17 protein-coding genes are annotated in these 18,011 nt (G+C 71.1%); 8 read left to right on the forward strand and 9 right to left on the reverse strand.

Annotated elements, in window-relative coordinates:
* The first annotated feature begins 37 nt into the window (after nt 1-37).
* Both AC1P0E_RS19875 and AC1P0E_RS19880 read left to right on the forward strand, forming a co-directional pair.
* On the forward strand, nt 38-1,948 hold the full coding sequence (locus tag AC1P0E_RS19875) for a potassium channel family protein (protein WP_482743494.1): 1,911 nt from the start codon (nt 38-40) through the stop codon (nt 1,946-1,948).
* 86 nt (nt 1,949-2,034) lie between these two features.
* A complete protein-coding gene (locus AC1P0E_RS19880; RefSeq protein ID WP_482743495.1) occupies nt 2,035-3,720 on the forward strand; it encodes a class I adenylate-forming enzyme family protein in 1,686 nt (561 codons plus the stop codon).
* A gap of 21 nt (nt 3,721-3,741) precedes the next feature.
* Here the strand turns inward: AC1P0E_RS19880 and AC1P0E_RS19885 are convergent, their stop codons facing one another.
* Complete coding sequence (locus AC1P0E_RS19885) at nt 3,742-5,055, reverse strand: M6 family metalloprotease domain-containing protein (protein WP_482743496.1); 1,314 nt, start codon at nt 5,053-5,055, stop codon at nt 3,742-3,744.
* A gap of 230 nt (nt 5,056-5,285) precedes the next feature.
* Between AC1P0E_RS19885 and AC1P0E_RS19890 the strand changes: the two genes are divergently transcribed.
* Entirely contained in the window at nt 5,286-5,978 is a 693-nt protein-coding gene (locus tag AC1P0E_RS19890; protein WP_482743497.1) for a TetR/AcrR family transcriptional regulator, read from the forward strand.
* Between the two features lie 84 nt (nt 5,979-6,062).
* The gene (locus AC1P0E_RS19895; protein WP_482743498.1) at nt 6,063-7,595 is read left to right on the forward strand and encodes an MFS transporter; all 1,533 of its coding nucleotides are present in this window, start codon (nt 6,063-6,065) and stop codon (nt 7,593-7,595) included.
* A gap of 112 nt (nt 7,596-7,707) precedes the next feature.
* Here the strand turns inward: AC1P0E_RS19895 and AC1P0E_RS19900 are convergent, their stop codons facing one another.
* Entirely contained in the window at nt 7,708-8,199 is a 492-nt protein-coding gene (locus tag AC1P0E_RS19900) for a MarR family winged helix-turn-helix transcriptional regulator (RefSeq protein ID WP_482743499.1), read from the reverse strand.
* A 102-nt stretch (nt 8,200-8,301) separates the two neighbouring features.
* Here AC1P0E_RS19900 and AC1P0E_RS19905 point away from each other — a divergent pair, with 102 nt between their 5' ends.
* Together AC1P0E_RS19905 and AC1P0E_RS19910 are read left to right on the forward strand one after the other, a co-directional pair.
* On the forward strand, nt 8,302-9,063 hold the full coding sequence (locus tag AC1P0E_RS19905; RefSeq protein WP_482745821.1) for a dioxygenase family protein: 762 nt from the start codon (nt 8,302-8,304) through the stop codon (nt 9,061-9,063).
* A 300-nt stretch (nt 9,064-9,363) separates the two neighbouring features.
* Nucleotides 9,364-10,362 carry a sigma-70 family RNA polymerase sigma factor gene (locus tag AC1P0E_RS19910; RefSeq protein WP_482743500.1) on the forward strand — a complete coding sequence of 333 codons (999 nt, stop codon included), beginning with the start codon at nt 9,364-9,366 and terminating at the stop codon, nt 10,360-10,362.
* Between the two features lie 76 nt (nt 10,363-10,438).
* Here the strand turns inward: AC1P0E_RS19910 and AC1P0E_RS19915 are convergent, their stop codons facing one another.
* A complete protein-coding gene (locus AC1P0E_RS19915; RefSeq protein WP_482743501.1) occupies nt 10,439-11,419 on the reverse strand; it encodes a helix-turn-helix transcriptional regulator in 981 nt (326 codons plus the stop codon).
* A 62-nt stretch (nt 11,420-11,481) separates the two neighbouring features.
* Here AC1P0E_RS19915 and AC1P0E_RS19920 point away from each other — a divergent pair, with 62 nt between their 5' ends.
* Complete coding sequence (locus AC1P0E_RS19920) at nt 11,482-12,972, forward strand: MFS transporter (protein WP_482743502.1); 1,491 nt, start codon at nt 11,482-11,484, stop codon at nt 12,970-12,972.
* 167 nt (nt 12,973-13,139) lie between these two features.
* On the opposite strand, the gene AC1P0E_RS19925 is transcribed toward AC1P0E_RS19920, so the two are convergent.
* Nucleotides 13,140-13,889 carry a DUF6227 family protein gene (locus AC1P0E_RS19925; protein WP_482743503.1) on the reverse strand — a complete coding sequence of 250 codons (750 nt, stop codon included), beginning with the start codon at nt 13,887-13,889 and terminating at the stop codon, nt 13,140-13,142.
* Between the two features lie 144 nt (nt 13,890-14,033).
* Nucleotides 14,034-15,116: a P1 family peptidase gene (locus AC1P0E_RS19930; protein WP_482743504.1), complete on the reverse strand. Its 1,083-nt coding sequence runs from the start codon at nt 15,114-15,116 to the stop codon at nt 14,034-14,036.
* An 84-nt stretch (nt 15,117-15,200) separates the two neighbouring features.
* Here AC1P0E_RS19930 and AC1P0E_RS19935 point away from each other — a divergent pair, with 84 nt between their 5' ends.
* Nucleotides 15,201-15,425: a hypothetical protein gene (locus AC1P0E_RS19935; protein WP_482743505.1), complete on the forward strand. Its 225-nt coding sequence runs from the start codon at nt 15,201-15,203 to the stop codon at nt 15,423-15,425.
* A 10-nt stretch (nt 15,426-15,435) separates the two neighbouring features.
* Here AC1P0E_RS19935 and mscL read toward each other — a convergent pair whose 3' ends face one another.
* From mscL to AC1P0E_RS19955, 4 genes are all read right to left on the reverse strand, one after another.
* Nucleotides 15,436-15,912: a large conductance mechanosensitive channel protein MscL gene (gene mscL, locus AC1P0E_RS19940; RefSeq protein ID WP_482743506.1), complete on the reverse strand. Its 477-nt coding sequence runs from the start codon at nt 15,910-15,912 to the stop codon at nt 15,436-15,438.
* A 123-nt stretch (nt 15,913-16,035) separates the two neighbouring features.
* On the reverse strand, nt 16,036-16,473 hold the full coding sequence (locus AC1P0E_RS19945) for a hypothetical protein (protein ID WP_482743507.1): 438 nt from the start codon (nt 16,471-16,473) through the stop codon (nt 16,036-16,038).
* Nucleotides 16,474-16,731: 258 nt separating this feature from the next.
* A complete protein-coding gene (locus AC1P0E_RS19950) occupies nt 16,732-17,571 on the reverse strand; it encodes an S-methyl-5'-thioadenosine phosphorylase (protein ID WP_482743508.1) in 840 nt (279 codons plus the stop codon).
* 78 nt (nt 17,572-17,649) lie between these two features.
* The gene (locus AC1P0E_RS19955) at nt 17,650-18,000 is read right to left on the reverse strand and encodes an FmdB family zinc ribbon protein (protein WP_482743509.1); all 351 of its coding nucleotides are present in this window, start codon (nt 17,998-18,000) and stop codon (nt 17,650-17,652) included.
* Nucleotides 18,001-18,011 lie beyond the last annotated feature (11 nt).

The raw sequence follows: 18,011 nt of genomic DNA on the forward strand, positions 1-18,011 counted from the left end.
ACTTCCCCCTCAGTACTCTTCCGACAGTGCCGGACACATGATCGTCTGCGGTGACGACGCCTTGGCCCACCGGCTGGCGGCAGAACTCCGTGATGTCTACCGGGAGAGGGTCGTGCTGGTTCGTCCGGGCGGTGGGCCGGCGCTCGGGCCACGGCTTGCCGTACCGGGACAGGGCCGGGCCTCCGCCCTTCTCGGCCGGGTCTCCGCCGCCGTGACCGGGACGCCGTCCACCGACGAGCAGCCCGCTCCCGCCGCCGTGGAAGCCGACGAGCCCACCGAGCCGGTGCTGGCGTCGGCAGGCGTGGCCCGGGCCGCCGCACTGGCGCTCGTCTATGACGACGACGAGACGAACATCCGGGCCGCGCTTGCGGCCCGCCGACTCAATCCCGGTCTGCGGCTGGTCATCCGGCTCTACAACCGCAAGCTCGGCCAGCACCTGGAGGAGCTCCTCGATCAGGCCGCCTTCGTTGCTCTGCCGGATCTGGACCCCGCGGCCCTCGACGCGTCCACCACCGTGCTCTCCGACGCCGACACCGCGGCGCCCGCACTGGCTGCCACCGCCGTCGCGGGCACGAGCAAGGTCGTCCACGCGGACGGGCTTCTCCTGCGCGCCGTGGAACGCACCCCGCCCGGGCGCGGCGAAGTGGCCGATCCGGGCCTGTGCACCCTCGCCCTGCTCTCCGCCACCACCAACGACCCGGCGGGAGAGGAGGGCTCGGACAGCAGCGGCACGGCAGGGCCCCAGCTGCTGCCCGACCCCCGCACCGTCACCACCGCCACCGGACGCGGAACCATCGTCCTCGAAGCGGTGACCCACACCGGCCCGGTCCTGCCGGCCGGTCGTCTGGCCGGCCGGGGCGTCCCGTTCTCCGAGCTCTTCTCCCGCCGCCTGCGCTGGGCCGTCGCCGGTACCGGACTGGCGGTCCTGGCTCTGGCGATCGCCTCCTGGCAGGTCACGGACGACGGGCTGCTGCGCGCCGCCTACGTCACCCTCCTCGACCTGTTCTCCATCAATGACCCCGCCGTCGGCGAGTCCACGGCCCGGCAGGTGCTGCAGCTCCTGTCCGGACTGGTCGGTCTCGCGCTCCTGCCGCTCCTCGTGGCCGGAGGGCTGGAGGCGCTGGGTACCTTCCGCAGCGCCTCCAACCTGCGCCGCCCGCCGCGCGGCCTGTCCGGCCATGTCGTCCTGCTCGGACTCGGCAAGATCGGCACCAGGGTCCTGGCCCAGCTGCGCGACCTCGACATCCCCGTGGTGTGCGTGGAGGAGGACCCCGAGGCGCGCGGTGTCGCGCTGGCCCGCCGTCTGCGGGTACCGACCGTGATCGGCGACGTCACGCAGGAGGGCATCCTGGAAGCGGCGAAGATCCACCGGGCGCATTCCCTGCTCGCCCTCACGTCCTCAGACACCACCAACCTGGAGGCCGCTCTCTACGCCCGTACGGTCAAGGCGGATCTGCGGGTGGCGCTGCGGCTGTACGACGACGACTTCGCCACCGCCGTCTACCGCACCCTGCGCGCCGCCCACCCCGACGCGCTCACCCGCAGCCGCAGCGTGTCCCACCTGGCGGCCCCCGCCTTCGCCGGGGCGATGATGGGCCGCCAGATCCTTGGCGCCATACCGGTCGAGCGCAAGGTGCTGGTCTTCGCCGCACTGGTGGTCGCCGGCCACCCGCAACTGGAGGGCCGCACCGTCGCGGAAACCTTCCGGCCCGGCGCCTGGCGCGTCCTCGCACTGGACACCGCCGCCCCGGCCGACCGGCGCCCCGATCTGGCCACCCCGCACCCCGCCGACGGCGAACAGCACCCCACCGGCCTGGTCTGGGACCTCCACCCCGGCTATGTCCTCCAGTCCGAGGACCGCATCGTCCTTGCCGCCACTCGCTGGGGGCTGGCCCAACTGCTCGGCAGGCACCCCCAGCCTCGTACCGGACCTGGGCGGCCCCGATGATAGGTGGGTAATGCATGCATCTTGACGGGGAGCTGTGCCGGGCATAGCGTCCGGAGGGGTGAGCAAGCGCTTAGAGAGGTTCGTCTGTGCCGAACAATGATCCGTTGCGCGCCGCCGAAGCCGCGCTGACCGCCCCCGGGGCACCCTTCGAAGTCGTGCGCGCCGAGGACGGGAGTCCGCTGTACGCCGACGGGCCCCGGACGCTGCGCGAGTTCGTCGAGGTGACCTGGGCGTACGGCGACCGGCCGTTCCTCGTTTGGGAGAGCGGCAGTTGTTCGTACGGCGAGTTCTTTGCCGCTGCCTCCGCGCTCGCCCGGCGGTTCGTCGACGAGTACGGACTCGTGCCCGGCGACCGGGCCGTCATCGCCATGCGCAATCACCCCGAGTGGCAAGTGTGCTTCTGGGCCGCCCAGTTGGCCGGGCTCGTCGCCGTGCCGCTCAATGGCTGGTGGACCGAGGCGGAGTTCGCGTACGCGCTCGACGACTGTGCGCCCCGCGTGCTGCTCGTTGACGGGGAGCGGCTGGCGAGAGTCGAGACGTGGGTCGCCGGGCAGAAGGAGCGGCCCCGGGTCGTCGTGTTCCACGGGGATGCCGGGGAGTGGGGTGAGGCGTACGAAGGGATCCGGGCCGCCGATCCGCTCCTTGGGCCGCCCGACGTCGATGTGCGGGCCGAGAGTGACGCCACGATCATCTATACGTCCGGCACCACCGGGCGGCCCAAGGGCGCCGTCGCCACCCACCTCGCCCAGGCCGGCGCCGCCATGCACCCCCGGTTCCACGCCGCGCTCTCCGCGCTCGGGCGCGGGCAGGTTCCGGGGCAGGGGCCCACGCCCGTATCGCTGATGACGTTCCCGTTCTTCCATGTCGCGGCCTTCACCGCGCTGTACGCCGCCATGGCGGCCGGCGGCCCCCTCGTCCTCATGCGCAAGTGGGACGCCGGGCGCGCGCTCGAGCTCATTCGCGAGCACAAGGTCACGCATTACGCCGGTGTGCCCGCCACCGCACTCCAGCTGCTGGATGCGGCGGATGCGGCCGGGGACGGGCTCGAAAGCCTCGCCATGCTCAACACCGGCGGCGCCGCCGCGCCCGCCGATCTCGTCGGGCGGCTCACGGCCCGGCACGGCGACCGCGTCGAGCCGCGCAACGGCTACGGGCTCACCGAGACCTGCGGCGGCGTCCTGGCCAACTTCGGGACGGCGTACCGCGCGTATCCGGGGAGCGTCGGCCGGCCCGCACCGGGCACCGAGGTGCGGATCGCCGGGCCCGAGGGGCAGACGCAGGCCGAGGGCGAGGTCGGTGAGCTGTGGCTGCGCGGGCAGTCGCTCATCAGGGGGTACTGGAACGACCCCGAGGCGACCGCGCACGCCTTCGCCGACGGCGGCTGGTTCAGGACCGGGGACCTCGCGACCGTGCGCGACGGGCGCGTGAGCATCGTCGACCGGATCAAGGACCTGGTCATCCGCGGCGGCGAGAACGTGTACTGCGTCGAAGTGGAGAGCGTGCTGCACGATCATCCGGACGTGCTCGACGCCGCCGTACTAGGCGTCCCGCACCCGGTCCTCGGTGAGGAGGTCGCCGCCGTCGTGCAGTTGCGGGCCGGCGCCGCGGCCGGTACGGACGAGCTGCGCGCGCACGTCGGCAGGCACCTCGCCGCCTTCAAGGTGCCCGCCCATGTGCTCGTACGGGACGAACCGCTGCCCCGCAACGCCACCGGGAAGATCCTCAAGCGGGAGCTGCGCACCACCGCGGGCCTCTTCGCCGACGGCGGGTGAGACCCGTCAGGGCCGGCCACGTCAGCGCCGGGTGACGCGGATCCGGAAGTTGCCGCGGTCGTCCTCCTCCGTCACCGACACCCGGACCCCGAACTGCCGGTCCTTGAACGTCTCGCCCTCCTCGAACGGCGCGTCCGACAGCTCCGCGTGCACATTGGGCCGCCGCGTGCAGCCCCCGCTGTCGCGCTCGCTGTCGGCGACGGTCACCGGGCCGTTGCCCGTGTCGACGTCCGCGTCGACGCGGTAGATCAGTACGCCCGGCTTGCAGACGGCCTCGTCGTTGCCGGCCCGGGTGCGCACCTCCACCGCGTACCCCGTCTTCTCCGTCAGGGGTACGAACACCAGCCTCGTCGTGTCGCCGTCCCCTTTGTCGCGCGAGGCGAGCGGCGCCAGGAGGTACTCGCTCGTGCCGGGCGCCGACGCGCAGCGGATCTGCGCGCTGTCGAGCCAGCCGAGCTTCCACTTGTGCCAGCCGAGGAGATCGTTGTTGGCGCCCCAGTCCTCGGACATGATGTCCCAGTGCCCGACCGCCCCGCCGCCGTCCACGGTGTACAGGTCCGGCAGCCCGAAGACGTGGCCGTTCTCGTGCGGCAGCACCCGGAACCCCGTCTCGCCGTACGAGCCCGACCCGTCGTCCTGACGGCTGTAGACGAACGAGGTGTTGGCGAGCGGCACACCGTCGGCGCGCGGCGCGTCGTCGTTGCCGGAGAAGGTGACGGACAGGACGGTGTCCAGGGCCGAGGGCCCGGCATTGGGCGTGACCAGGATGTTGACGAGGTCGTACGCGCGGAAGTCCACCCGGCCGTCGGTCTCCGCGATGATGTCCTCGACGAGGCTCCGGTAGCCGGGTTCGTACGGTGAGCCGCGGTCTATCCCGTACGCCGCGAAGGGCCTCGGCATCCGTACCCACTCGGTGAACGGTGTGACCGGCCGGTAGCGCAGGCGCCCGTACGAGCTCGTCGCGAACCACTTCGTCGTCTGCGGGAAGAACTCCTCGAACCGGTCGCGCGCCGGGCCCTTCCCCGGCGCGTCCGAGAAGTCGATCATGAGGGTGAGGGCGCGTACGTCGCCCGTGGAGCGGGAGAAGCCGGGCGGTGTGGGGAGTCCTTCCGACATCTGTACGCCCATGGTGCCCGCGATCCTGCACGGCTTCAGGGCGGCTTCGTCGGCCACCGACACCCCCTGGTCGGCGGCGGCCACCGGGCCGGCCGAGGCCCTGGAGCCGTTGGCCAGCGGGGAGCCGGCGTAGGTCAGGGAGGTGAGAGCGAGGCCGGTGAGGGCGGCGGCGCTGACTATGTGGCGGGGCTTGCGTATCCGGGGGCGGGTCTGCTGCATAGATTCGCCTTCGGGTCCGCGGCAGCCGGCCGTCCCTGACTGCTCTCGTTCGATCACCCTGTGCCGGGGGCCGTCCGGGCGCCCGCTGGGTGGCCCGATCGTGGGAATTTCCGCGCCGGGCTGTGATCCGGCTCACATGTGCGACTTCGGGAAATAACCGGGGACGGTCTCCCCGTTTGCATCTGTGTCCGCCGAAGCGGGGACTGGGTCCCCGGTTACTTACGAGACGTATGAGACGTACGTACACACGCCCGAGAGGAAGCGCCGTGGCCACCGTCACCCGCACCGAAACCGCCCAGCGCCGCGCCCCGCGCCCGCGGGCCGACGCCGTGCGCAACCGGGAGCGGATCGTCGCGGCCGCGCGCGAGATGTTCGTCGAGTTCGGCCCCGAGGTGCCGCTCGACGAGATCGCCCGCCGCGCGGGCGTCGGCAACGCGACGCTGTACCGGCACTTCCCCGACCGCGGCGAACTGATCCACCACGTGGTCGTCTCCGTCATGTCCCGCACCACCGACCAGGCGCGGGCCGCGACCGCCGAAGAGGCCGACGCGTTCGACGCGCTGCGCCGCTTCGTCCACGCGGCCGCCGACGAGCGCATCGGCGCGCTGTGCCCGATGCTGGTCGACAACTTCGACAAGGACCATCCGGAACTGCTCGCCGAGCGGGGGCGCCTCGAAGAGGCCGTCGACGGCCTCATGGCGCGCGCACGGCAGTCCGGGCGGCTCCGCGACGACGTCGCCGTCGGCGACCTGCTGGTCGCGCTTTCCCAGCTCACCCGGCCGCTGCCAGGCAGCGCGTGTATGAACTTCGATCAGTTCGTGCACCGGCACCTGCAAATTTTCCTCGACGGCCTGGAGGCACCGGCGCGCTCCGTACTCTCCGGCTCTCCCGCGACCATGGAGGACCTGCGCCGGGAGTCGTGACTCCCACCTGACTCAGCTCGACGCCCGCCCCTGCACGTAATACGTACCTTTTTCGCCTCTTCGCATCCCTAGGTGGCTACCTCCATGCCAAAAACACCCGACACCCTCCTCCCTGATCCGAACCGCTGGAAAGCGCTGGTCTTCATCGCCCTCGCCCAGCTGATGGTCGTGCTCGACGCGACGATCGTGAACATCGCGCTGCCGTCGGCCCAGCAGGATCTGGGAATCTCGGACGCCAACCGCCAGTGGGTCATCACCGCGTACGCCCTGGCCTTCGGCGGACTGCTGCTCTTCGGCGGCCGCATAGCCGACCTGTGGGGCCGCAAGCGCACCTTCACCGTCGGCCTGCTCGGCTTCGCCGCCGCCTCCGCGCTCGGCGGCGCGGCCACCAACGAGGCGATGATGCTGGGCTCGCGCGCCCTCCAGGGCGCCTTCGGCGCGCTGCTCGCGCCGGCCGCGCTCTCACTGCTCGCGGTGACGTTCACCGACGTACGGGAGCGGGCCAAGGCCTTCGGCATCTTCGGCGCGATCGCGGGCGGCGGTGGCGCGGTCGGCCTGATCCTGGGCGGCTTCCTCACCGAGTACCTGAACTGGCGCTGGACCTTCTTCGTCAACATCCCGTTCGCGATCGTCGCGGCGGCGGGCGCCTACTTCGTGATCCGCGAGCCGGCCGGCGGCCGCAACCGCTCGCCGCTCGACATCCCGGGTGTCGTCCTCTCCACGCTGGGCCTGGTCGCCCTCGTGTACGGCTTCACGCGCGCCGAGACGGACGGCTGGGCGGCGGGTGCGACGGTCGGCCTGTTCACCGCTTCGGCGGTGCTGCTGCTCGCTTTCGTGTTCGTCGAGTCGAAGGTCAAGTCGCCGCTGCTGCCGCTGCGCGTCCTGATGGAGCGCAACCGCGGCGGTGTCTACCTGTCGCTGGGTCTCGCCGTCATCTCGATGTTCGGCCTGTTCCTCTTCCTCACGTACTACCTCCAGATCGTGAAGGGCTACTCGCCCGTCATGACCGGCTTCGCCTTCCTGCCGATGATCGCGGGCATGATCACGGGCTCGACCCAGATCGGCGCCCGCCTCATGACGCGGGTCGCGCCCCGCTACCTGATGGGTCCCGGCTTCCTGGTCGCGGCGCTCGGGATGCTGCTGCTGACGCAGCTGGAGATCGGTTCGTCGTACGCCGGACTCATCCTGCCCGCGCAGCTGCTGCTGGGTCTGGGTATGGGTACGGCGTTCATGCCGGCCATGTCGCTGGCGACGCACGGCATCGAGCCGCGTGACGCGGGCGTGGCCTCGGCCATGGTCAACACCTCGCAGCAGGTGGGCGGCGCGATCGGTACGGCGCTGCTGAACACCATCGCGGCCAGCGCCACCACGGCGTACATCGCCTCGCACGCCGCCGGCGCCACCAACGAGCAGCTGCTCCAGGCACAGGCGATGGTGCACGGCTACGCGAGCGCCATCTGGTGGGCGGTCGGCATCCTGGTCGTCTCCGCGGCGATCGCGCTGACGCTGATCAACACCGGCCGTCCGGGTACGACGACGGTGGCGGGCGGGGGTACGGACGCGGATGCCGCCGCGGACGCGGCCGACGAGTTGAAGATCCCTGTCATCGCGCACTGACGCCCGCCGCTCGCGCCCCTCTCGTTCCGACCGACCCGACCCGACCCGACCCGACCCGACCCGACCCGACCCGACCCGACCCGACCCGACCTGCCCTGGTTCCGCTTCAGCTTCAGCGGAGCCAGGGCAGGTCCGCGTCCGTGTCCTTCGGCTGCAGCCCCTCCGCCATGATCCGCATGATCTCGCCGAGCTGACGCACCTGCTCCGGGGCGAGCCGGTCGAACATCGCCTGGCGGACGGTCGCGACATGGCCGGGCGCAGTCTGCTTCAGGACCTCGTACCCCTCGTCCGTCAGTACGGCGTTCTGTCCGCGCCGGTCGGACGGGCAGTCCTCGCGGCGCACCCAGCCGTTTCGCTCCAGGCGGGCGACGGCGTGCGAGAGGCGGGAGCGGGTGATCTTCGCGATGCGGGCCAGCTCGGTCATCCTCAGCTGCCGCTCCGGCGCCTGTGACAGCTGCACCAGCAGCCCGTAATAGACGTGCGGCATTCCGGCGTCGCGCTGCAGCTGGCGGTCGAGGTGGTCCTCCAGAAGCGTGGTTGCCTGGAGGTAGGCGCGCCAAGTGCGCTGTTCCTGTTCGCTGAGCCAGCGGGGTGCCGTCGTCATGAACACCACTCTACGACCCACTCCTTGAAGGTTAAACTAGATGGCGTTAAGGTCGTATCGAGCAGAGCTTGAAGTTTCAAGGAAGGATCGGCCATGGAGCGTATGCCCGCCCTCTATCTGAGCCACGGCGCCCCGCCACTGGCCGACGACCCCGTCTGGCCCGGTCAGCTCGCCGCCTGGTCCGCCGAGCTGCCCCGGCCCCGCGCCATCCTGATGGTCTCCGCCCACTGGGAGGAGGCCCCGCTCGCCCTCGGCGCCACCGGGACGGTTCCGCTGGTCTACGACTTCTGGGGCTTCCCGGAGCACTACTACCGCGTGGAGTACGCCGCGCCCGGCGCCCCCGGACTCGCCGAATCCGTACGGAAGTTGCTGCGCGGCGCCGGTACGCCCGTCCAGGACATCCCGGGCCGCGGGCTCGACCACGGGGCGTACGTCCCGCTCGTCGAGATGTTCCCGGCGGCCGACATTCCCGTACTCCAGATCTCCATGCCCACCCTCGACCCGCAGCGGCTGATGGACATCGGGCGCAAGCTCGCGCCTCTGCGGGACGCGGGCGTACTGATCGTCGGCAGCGGCTTCTTCACCCACAACCTGGCCGCCCTGCGGCACCAGGGCGGGGGAGTGCCCGGCTGGTCGGCGGAGTTCGACGCGTGGGGGCGCGAGGCGCTGGCGGCGGCGGACGTGGACGCGCTGCTCGACTTCGAGCACAAGTCCCCGGCGGGCCGGCTCGCCCACCCGCGCACCGAGCACTTCGCGCCGCTGTTCGTGACGCTGGGCGCGTCGGAGGGCGAGCTCGGGGCCCAGCGCGATGTGATCGACGGCTTCTGGATGGGGCTGGCGAAGCGGTCGCTGCAGTTCGGCTGAGCGACCGGAACGGACATCGCGAGCAACCAGAAGGCGGTGCGGGCCGTCTTCAGGGTGAGAGCGCGGCCACGGGCGACGGTCCCCGAGGCCGGTCTCGGGGACCGCGCTGACCTGCACCTCTGAGTGTTCCTGCGGCGTGCGTCGCCCCTCAGGGGCCGACAGGGTACTGCAAGATCACGAAAATGAGTGCACGCCATGGGAATTCTGTCCGGATTCCAGTCGTTGTTTCCATCGAGGCTGGGCACCCGAAGGGAGTCCGGCAGCCAAACAATCGCGACCTACTTACGCAAGGGAGCACGCATGGCAACCCGTGCCGTCGCCCGTCGTCAGACCGCCAGCAGCGGGTCAGGCGGGGTACGCAGCGTTCGCGCCGCAGGCGGGGAGATCGCCGACCGCGACCTGGTCGGCATGTACCTCGACGAAATCGCACGGACGCCGCTGCTCGACGCCGCCAAGGAAGTCGACCTCTCGCAAACCATCGAGGCGGGGGTGTACGCCCAGCAGATCCTCGACAAGGAAGTATCCAGCAAGGCGAACGACGCCTCCCGAGAGGAGCTCGAAGCGCTGGTCGCCGAGGGCGAGCGCGCCAAGGACCTCTTCATACGCTCCAACCTCCGCCTTGTCGTGGCCGTCGCGCGCCGCTATCCGCGCAGCGGTCTGCCCCTGCTCGACCTGATCCAGGAGGGGAACGCGGGCCTGGTGCGCGCGGTCGAGAAGTTCGACTACGCGAAGGGCTTCAAGTTCTCGACGTACGCGACCTGGTGGATCCGGCAGGCCATCACCCGGTCCATAGCCGACCAGTCCCGCACCATCCGGCTCCCCGTCCACCTCGTGGAGGAACTGGGCCGCATCCGGCGCGTGCAGCGCGAGTTCAACCGCATGCACGGGCGCGACCCGGAGCACGGGGAGATCGCGGCCGAGCTGGAGGCCAAGCCTCAGCGCGTCAGTGACGTCCTGGACTGGGCGCGCGACCCGGTTTCGCTCAACATGCCGGTCGACGACGCGGGCGAGACGCAGTTCGGAGACCTGCTGGAGGACACCTCGGCGGTCTCGCCCGAGCAGTCGGTGCTGTCGCTGCTGCGCAGCGAGGAGCTGGAGAGCCTCATAGGTCACCTCGACGAGCGCACGGCGTCGATCATCCGCATGCGGTACGGCATAGAGGACGGCCGTGAGCGGACCCTGACCGAGGTCGGCAAGCAGCACGGGCTGACGCGCGAGCGGATCCGGCAGATCGAGAAGCACGCTCTGCTGGAGCTGAAGCGCCTGGCTCACGACACGGGCTTCGAATCGGCGGCATGAGCGGCCCCAGCGAGGCACGTGTCCTTCCCAGGGCCGAGCCCCGGCGCACTCCCCCCGGCGCCGGGGCTCCCCACATCTACTCTTCCCGGCCGGCGGTCGCACGGCTGATCCGGCCGCCGAGTCCGGCCAGGTAGTCGACGAGCTCACGCGGCTCGGACACCGTGAACTCGCAGTCCACCAGGGCCAGTCGGATCCCCAGCCAGTCCATCGAGTCGGTGGACGTGACATCGAGCCGGCAGCGGCTGTCGTCGCCCTCCGCCGGCTCCGGCGTGCCGAGCGAGCCCGGCAGACGGGCCGCCACGAACTCGGCGGGCGCGTCGAACGTCGCCACCACCCGGTACCGCGACTGGGAGCGGTTCAACGACTGCCGGATGAACTCGGCGGCGTCCCCGCTCGGCAGCCCCCGGGGCGTGAAGCGCGCACCCGTGGCGAACGGCTCACTCACCCGGTCGACACGGAACGTACGCCAGGCTTCCCGGTCCACGTCGTACGCGACGAGATACCAGCGCCGTCCCGTGCTGACCAGCCGGTGCGGCTCGACGAGACGTTTGGTCCGGGACCCGTCGCCCGACCGGTAGCCGAACCGCAGCCGCTCCTGACCGGTAGCCGCGCCCGCCATCACCGTCAGAGTGTGAGGGTCGATGGTCGCGCCGTCGCCGCTGGTCAGCGGGATGGTGGCGGCCTGAAGAGTCGCCACCTGCCGGCGCAGCCTGGACGGCAGCACCTGCTCCAGCTTCGCCAGCGCCCGTACGGAAGCCTCCTCGATCCCCTCGACCGCGTGCCCCGCCCCCGCCCGGAGGCCCACCGCGATGGCGACGGCCTCCTCGTCGTCGAGCACCAGCGGCGGCATGGCCTTGCCCGCGACGAGCCGGTAGCCGCCGTCCGTGCCCATCGTCGCCTGTACGGGATAGCCGAGCTCGCGCAGCCGGTCGACGTCGCGCCGCACGGTCCGGCGACTGACGCGCAGCCGCTCGGAGAGCTCGCTGCCCGGCCATTCGCGGGGCGTCTGGAGGAGCGAGAGCAGTTGCAGCAGCCGGGCCGGTGTGTCGGTCGTCATGCTTCAAGCATGCCGCCGAAATGGGACACACTCTGTCCTACATACGGCCTAGCCTCACTCATATGACTTCAACAGCTCCGCCCGACCGCCGCCGGTGGTTCGCACTCGCCATCGTGATGACCGCCGCCTTCATGGACCTGGTCGACGTCACGATCGTCAACATAGCGATCCCCAGCATCAAGCAGGACCTGGGCGCCACCTTCGGCGCGATCCAGTGGATCACCGCGGGATACGCCCTGGCCTTCGCCGCCGGGCTGATCACGGGCGGCAGGCTCGGTGACATCTACGGCCGCAAGCGGCTCTTTCTGATCGGCATCGGCGGCTTCACCGTCGCCTCCGCGCTCTGCGGATTCGCCGGCGGCTCGGAGATCCTCGTCGCGTCCCGCGTCCTCCAGGGCGCGATGGCGGCGCTGATGGTGCCGCAGGTCCTGTCGATCGTCCACGCCACCTTCCCCGCGCACGAGCGCGGCAAGGTCTTCGGCCTCTTCGGCGCGATCGTCGGGCTGGGCGCCGTGTCGGGCCCGATGCTGGGCGCGCTGCTCACCGAGTGGAACCTGTTCGGCCTGGGATGGCGCCCGATCTTCCTCATCAACCTCCCCGTCGGCATCGCGGGCCTGATCCTCGGCAGCCGCTTCATCACCGAGTCGAAGGCCCCGAAGGCGCTGCGCCTGGACCTGATCGGCGTGGCGCTCGCGACGCTGGGCCTGCTCATGCTGATCTACCCGCTCACCCGCGGCGAGGAGCTGGACTGGCCGTTGTGGGGCCACGTCTCGATGATCAGCAGCCCGGCCGTCTTCGCGCTCTTCATCGCGTACGAGCGCTACAAGACCCGCAAGGACGGCTCACCGCTCGTCGAGCTCTCCCTCTTCAAGGTGAAGAGCTTCGCGGCCGGCATCGCGGTGCAGCTGACCTTCGGCGTGGCGCTGGGCATCTTCTTCCTCGTCTGGACCCTCTACATGCAGCTCGGCCTGGGCTGGAGCGCAATTCGCGCCGGTACGACGGGCATCCCGTTCTCCCTCGCGGTGTCGGCGGCGGCAGGTATTTCCGTACAGATCCTCGTCCCGCGCTTCGGCCGCAAGGTCCTCCAGACCGGCGCGCTCACGATGGTCGCCGGGATGCTGCTCTACATCTGGGAGGCAGACCGGTACGGCACGGCCATCAGCTCCTGGCAGATGGCGCTGCCACTCGTGGTGATGGGGCTCGGCATGGGACTGATCGTGGCGCCGCTGACGGAAGCCGTGCTCTCCGACGTGCCGCGCGAGCACGCGGGTTCGGCGTCCGGCCTGATCAACACGATGGGGCAGATGGGCAACGCGCTGGGCCTCGGTCTGGTGTCTGTGGTCTTCTTCGGCGTCATCGACGACCAGTCGGCCTCGAACACAGTCGGCATGGCCTTCGTCGACGCGTTCCAGAACGCGCTGTGGTGGGCGACGGCGGTGCTGCTGTTCATCTTCTTCCTGATGTTCGCGCTGCCGAGGCGGCCGCGGGCGGGTGCTGAGGAAGACGCGGTCGCGGACACCTCACCGACGAAGGACCCGGTGCTCACGTCCTGACCTGCCTTCACCCGACGGCGGACGGCGCCCGTGTCCGGTCGACACGGGCGCCGTCGGCGTTTACAGCCGCCCGAGAACGCCGAAGAGCCGGCCTTCGGAACGCGGGAGCGCATACGGTCCTCGCGAGCCCGGGAGCCGAGGGACAACTCCTGACCGGCGGCGAGGCGTCACCGGACTCGGGCGCGAAGCTCCATGGCCTCGCGCGCGGCGCGCTCCGTCTCGTACACCTCGCACATGTGCCGGCCGTCCGGCGTCGCCGTGTGCTCCACTTCCCAGAGGCTGACCTCGCTCCGGTCGTCCAGCAGGAACGCGTGGTCGTACAGCGTGAAGCCGGCGTCCCGGCCCTCCACGCTGCACTGGCGGCCGAAGGCCTGGGTGATCTGGTGGGCGACGGCGCGGCTCAGCCGCAGGGCGGTGTCCTGCCCCGGCCGGTCGGTGTTCTCGGCACGGCGCAGAACGCGACGCGCATGGTCGGCGGAGTTGTCCGGGACGAAGATGCGCGGCGCGGTGGACGGCCGCACGGCCATGAGCGTGGCGAGGATCTCGAGGTCGGCGTCAAGGTCCGCGTCCCCACCGGGCAAGCCGAACGCATCGGCGCCGCCGGGGCGCGGCAGCCTGGACGCGGCCAGCCCGGCTTCGGAAGCGTCCGTGTACAGCTCGTGCTGTGTGGTGCCGTCACGGCCCGCGTTGTGCGCCAGCTCCCACAGCGTGAGCGAGGTGCCGTCGGACAGCAGGAAGGCGTGCTTGAACGTCTCGCGGTGCAGGCCCGCGCTGTGGTGCGAGGAATGCAAGGACGTGCTGTGTGCCAGGGCCAGTTCGAGCCGCTCCACAGTGGCGTCGGGCAGGTCGAACGAGTTGAGTGCGCGCCCCAGGAGTCGCTCGAGGTGCTCCTCGGTTGTCTCGTACGGATCGCTCAAGGGTTTCTCCAGGCCGTCGCCGCTTGTTACTTGCCGAGTGCTCAACGTAGCCCCTGGGTCTGACAACGTCGCCGGGGTTGAGCAAAACGAAGGGGGCGCACCCAAGGTTCCCGCGCCCCCTGGTCAACTCGCCCCGCCGGTACGTCAGTAGAGGTCCCGGTACGCCGGGTAAACGCCCCCGGGCCCCTCGACCCCCTCCGCCGCCAGTACGGCTTTCACCACCGCACGGGTCAGCGCGTCCGCCCCCGCCCCCAGCACCTCGTTGAGGGCTGCCGCACTCGCGTGCACGGCGAACGCGGGCTCAGCCGTACCGTCCACCAGTGCCTTCGCGCCCGTGGACAAGGCGAAAACGGTGTCCCCGTCGGTGAGCAGATGCACCGGACGCACAGCCCGCGCGAGCCCGTCGTGCGCGGTCCCCGCGAGCTTCTGCGCCTGCGCGCGCGTCAGCTCCGCGTCAGTGGCGACGACAGCCAGGGTGGTGTTCAGCGGGGGGAGCGCGGAACCGGCTGTCCGCCGCTGCGTCTCCGCCCGCGCGTCGGTCAGCCTCAGCTGCGCCGCCGCGTGCACCTTTGCCGGCGGATATTCGCACCGCCCCTGGAAGTAGCTCCCGTAGACGACCCCTGTCAGTGGATCGACGGCCGACCCGGCGGCGTTGACGACGACGAGCGCTCCCACCGTGATGCCCGAGTCGAGCACCACGGACGCAGTGCCCACCCCGCCCTTCATCGCACCCGCGACCGCGCCCGTCCCCGCGCCCACCCCGCCCTGGGCCACGGGCGCCCCCATGCCGGTACGGGCGGCATCCTCGACGGCGGCCCGTCCGGTGGCGGCATCCGGCCTGGCCCGCCAGTCGCCGCCGCGCCCCAGGTCGAAGAGGCAGGCCGCCGGAACGACCGGCACCACCTGAGCCGGGTCGGGCCCCACCCGGAAGCCCCGGCCGTGCTCCTCCAGCCACGCCATGACCCCGGACGCGGCGTCGAGACCGTACGCGCTGCCGCCGGTCAGGACGACGGCGTCGACGCGCTGCACGAGGTTCCGCGGGTCCAGGGCGTCCGTCTCCCGGGTGCCCGGCCCCCCGCCCCGTACATCGACGGCGGCCAACGCCCCGCCCTCCGGTGCCAGCACGACGGTGGTGCCGCTCAGTGCCCGGTCACCCGGTACGCGCGCGTGGCCGACCCGCAGTCCGGCCACATCGGTCAGGGCGTCAGCCCTCGTCTGGTGTCCCATGGGGTCCTGCGTACCACGCGAGGTCCTCTTCGGTACCGGGACTGCCGAGGTAACGGAACCGGCTGTCCGCCGTACCCTGGAAGCATGAGCACCGCCCCCGCCCACGGACCGCGAGATCCGGAGCAGACGACCGAGCAGAAGGCCGAGCGCAAGCCGCGGCCGAAGCCGGCGCTGGACTTCGGCGATCCACTGGACCAGCAATCAGCGGACGACACGGACCGAGGGTGGGGCGAGCGGCCTCCCGGCGGTGGCGGCAGCGCGGCCGACCTCGCCCGATTCCTGGACGAGAAGCCGCCGCACCACCTCTGAGCGACCCGGGCTACGGCGTGTTGTCGTGGCCCGAGCCGCGCTGCGCGACCAGGACGTCCCTGATCTCCTTGAGCAGTTCGACCTCGGTGGCCTCCATGACCTCCGCGGTGGCCTCCTGCGCCTTCTCCCGCGCCGCCCGCCGCGCCAGGTACTTGGCCATGGGCAGCACCATGAGGAAGTAGACGACCGCAGCGGTGATCAGGAAGCTGAGAACCGCGCTGAGGACAAGCCCCCAGTTGATCGGGATGCCCTGCATCACGCCGTTCGCGTCCGCCTTGCACGGCTGCTTCAGGCAGGAGCTGTACTTCTCCAGGTCCTGCGTGCCGAACGCACCGACCAGCGGGTTGATCACGCCCTTGACGATCGAGTTCACGACGTTGGTGAACGCGGCGCCGATGACCACCGCGACAGCCAGGTCGATCACATTGCCGCGCATCAGGAAGGCCTTGAAGCCCGCCAGAACGCTCTGCTTCTTCTCCTCGCTCACGAATGAGCCTCTTTTCGCATGTGCCGGGGGCGGAGCAAACAGTTCCGAAACCTACGTCAGCAGGTGACGGCCCTGTCCAATCGCCTTTCACGTACCGGTGACATGACAGCTCGCCAGTTCTAGTCAGCACAGTGTCACCGCCAGTTGGGACGTCGTGCCCGCACCGGCCAGCGCGGCGGCCGTGGTTCGCGGTACGGAAAGAACGACCAGCGCTCCGCCGGTCTCGTCGCCGGAGGCCTCGCGCGCCTTCGGCACTTCGGCCACGCGTGCGCCGGCAGCCACCACCCGTGCGTCCGGCGGATCCCCGCCCGGTACCCGGGGGCCGGCCGCCGCAGCGATCACATCGACGCGGTCTCCCCGGCGCAGCAGCCGCACGGTCTCGGCGTCCGCGATACGCACCGGGGCGGACACCATCTCCACCGCCGGTCGCTCGCGCCGCGGCGCCCCCGCCGGGTCGGCCCGCTCCTGCGCCCCCGCCTGGGCCGCACCGCCCGCACGCCCCGCGTCACGCGCCCCAGAAGCGGCGAGCGCGGCGGCGGTCATCGCCAGCCCGGCTGCCATGGCCCGCCTCCTGCGGCGTACCGCACGCCGGAGCCGGTGCCTGCCGCCGCGCACCCGCAGCGGGGCGAACTCGGGCACACCACATGGATCCGGCCCGGGAACGGGCGCCGGGGGAATGGGTACGTAGGGGTAGAGGGACACGGTGACCACCGCCTGCCACGAGGAGTTCCGGCTGGACGCTCCTCACGATCCACGCTCCGCCCGGATCCCGCCGAGCCCTGTGGACAGCACCCAATGTGTGGGTAACTCCCTCACCCGTCAGGGCAGCGCGATCCCCGTGTCGAGCCCGTCCAGCGCCCGCGAGCACAGGCAGTCGCGCGCCTCGTCCGCCGGCAGCCCCGCCACCGCGTCGAAGAGCACATCGCGCAGCCGGCCCACATTCGCCGCGAACACCTTGAGCACCTCTTCGTGGGACACGCCCTCGCCCGTCTCCGCCCCGGCGTCCAGGTCGGTCACCAGCGTCAAGGACGTGTAGCAAAGCCCCAGCTCCCTGGCGAGCACGGCCTCCGGGTGCCCGGTCATGCCGACCACCGACCAGCCCGCCGCCGCATGCCACCGCGACTCCGCCCGCGTCGAGAACCGCGGCCCCTCCACGACGACCAGCGTTCCGCCGTCCACCGGCTCCCACTCACGCCCGCGCGCCGCCGCGAGCGCGGCCCGGCGTCCGTCGGGGCAGTACGGGTCGGCGAAGGTCACGTGCACGACGTTCGGCAGACGGCCGTCCACCGGCGTCTCGCCGTCGTAGAACGTCTGCGCGCGCGCCTTCGTACGGTCCACCAGCTGATCCGGTACGAGCAGAGTGCCCGGCCCGTACTCGGCCCGCAGCCCGCCCACCGCGCACGGCCCGAGCACCTGGCGCGCACCGACGGAACGCAGCGCCCACATGTTGGCGCGGTAGTTGATGCGGTGCGGCGGAAGGTGGTGGCCGCGCCCGTGGCGGGGGAGGAAGGCCACCCGCCGCCCCGCTATCTCACCCAGGAACAGCGAGTCGCTCGGCTTCCCGTAGGGGGTGTCCACCTCGACCTCGGTCACGTCCTCCAGGAAGGAGTAGAAGCCCGAGCCGCCAATCACGCCGATCTCTGCGTTCGCGTTCGCCATGGCGGTCACAGTAGCCGGGCGCGAAAACGCCGAGGACCCCGCCGTCGGAAACGGCGGGGTCACCCAGAAGCGGTGGGCCTAGGCGGCCGAGGAGCTGCTGGAAGAGCTGCTGGAGCCGGAGCCCGAGGACGAGCTCGACGACGAAGCGGTTGGCTTCGAGTCGGACCCCGAAGACGAGGACGACGACGAGGACGTCGACGACGCATCGGCCGCCTTCGAGGACGACGTGGCCGGCGTGCTGCTCGACGAGGAGCCGCGGCTGTCGTTCCGGTAGAACCCGGAACCCTTGAAGACGATGCCGACCGCGGAGAACACCTTCTTCAGGCGTCCCTCACAGCTCGGGCACACGGTCAGTGCGTCATCGGTGAACTTCTGCACCGCCTCGAGGCCTTCGCCGCACTCGGTGCACTGGTACTGGTAGGTCGGCACTTGCTCCTCCT

It is taken from the genome of Streptomyces sp. TRD_SC_5 (assembly GCF_056836825.1).